The sequence below is a fragment of the Salinimonas profundi genome, assembly GCF_014750655.1.
GTDB lineage: Bacteria > Pseudomonadota > Gammaproteobacteria > Enterobacterales > Alteromonadaceae > Alteromonas > Alteromonas profundi_A.
The window spans coordinates 1-1,321 of sequence record NZ_JABBXD010000024.1; the positions used below are offsets into that span (position 1 = coordinate 1).

Below are 1,321 nucleotides of genomic sequence, written 5' to 3' on the forward strand. Positions count from 1 at the left end.
ACAAAAATGTATGGTCCGCCTCGTTATTGCAATGATTAATTTCGATAACGGGGCTGGTTATGCGCTAATGTATTCGGAGTCTGATTAGGCGCTTTCGCAACCCGCTCCACGATGAGATCCGCGCTGGATTATCCTCAAAAAACCGAAAGCTTCTGTGAGCTGTTTTTTGTGTCAGGTTTTAATCCAGTGGTTCTACCGTTTTCGTCATCTCTTTTATCATTGCAAACCCGGTGCTAACGCATTGTCGCTAAATGCTTGTTTTGTTTTCATGACTGCCCATGCTATGCGAGCTAACTTGTTGGCCAATGCGACTGTAGCGACATTGAACGGCTTGGTTGCTCGCAGATTCATTAGCCACTCTCCGTAGATTTTTCCCGTCTTCTCAGGCCTCGACATTACCGCCCTGGCCGCATGGATAAACAAGGTTCGAAGCTCCTTGTTACCTCGCTTACTTATGCCCAGTAATTTGGGCTTACCGCCTGTTGAATATTGCGCAGGCACTAGACCTAACCATGCCGCCATGTTTCTACCATTCTTAAAGTCTGTTGCACTGCTAATGTTGGCAACACAAAGGCTGGCCGTCATATCGCCAATGCCCGGGATCGTCTTCAGCAACTGAGCAACCGGATCACCCTCCACCAATTGCTTAAGCTTTTTGTCCTGTTTCTCAATGTTTGCGTTGAGAAGCAGGTAATGCTCGTGCAACTCCACGAGCTCTTGCATTAATAACGGCGGAAGGGGCTGCCGCTGCTGCGCCAGCCAGCTAAATAGTTGTTTCATCACACTATGACCTGTTGGAAGGGCAACGCCAAACTCCAGTAGCAAAGCACCGATGCGAGACATGCAGGCTGTTCGGTCTTTGATATATCCGTGCCTGGCTTTATGAATAGCAGAGATGATTTGTGCCTGCTCTGACTTTACGCTGACGAAGCGCATGTTCGGCCTTGTTGATGCTTCGCATATCGCATCCGCATCAATGAAATCGTTCTTATTACTTTTAACAAACGGCTTTACGTATTGTGGAGGGATAAGCTTGACCTTATGGCCCATCGACTCGCATTGTCTGCCAAGCCAGTGTGCGCCGCCACATGCTTCAAACGCAATTGTGCATGGAGATAACTGATGAAGATAGTGAATTAATGCAGAACGAGAAAACTTCTTACGGATTACCTGATTATCAGAGTAATCACGGCCTATGACGTGAAACGATGATTTGCCTAAATCAATACCAAGGACCTTAATAGAAGACATGATGGTTCGCCTCTTTGTTTGCCTAACTCTAAGCGTAGAAGCTCAGAGGTGAGGCGGACCATCTAATTAA

General features: G+C 47.0%; 1 protein-coding gene. It reads right to left on the reverse strand.

Annotated elements, in window-relative coordinates:
• Nucleotides 1–216: 216 nt before the first annotated feature.
• A complete protein-coding gene (locus HHX48_RS18560; RefSeq protein WP_191026739.1) occupies nucleotides 217–1,251 on the reverse strand; it encodes an IS110 family RNA-guided transposase in 1,035 nt (344 codons plus the stop codon).
• Between the last annotated feature and the right edge of the window lie 70 nt (nucleotides 1,252–1,321).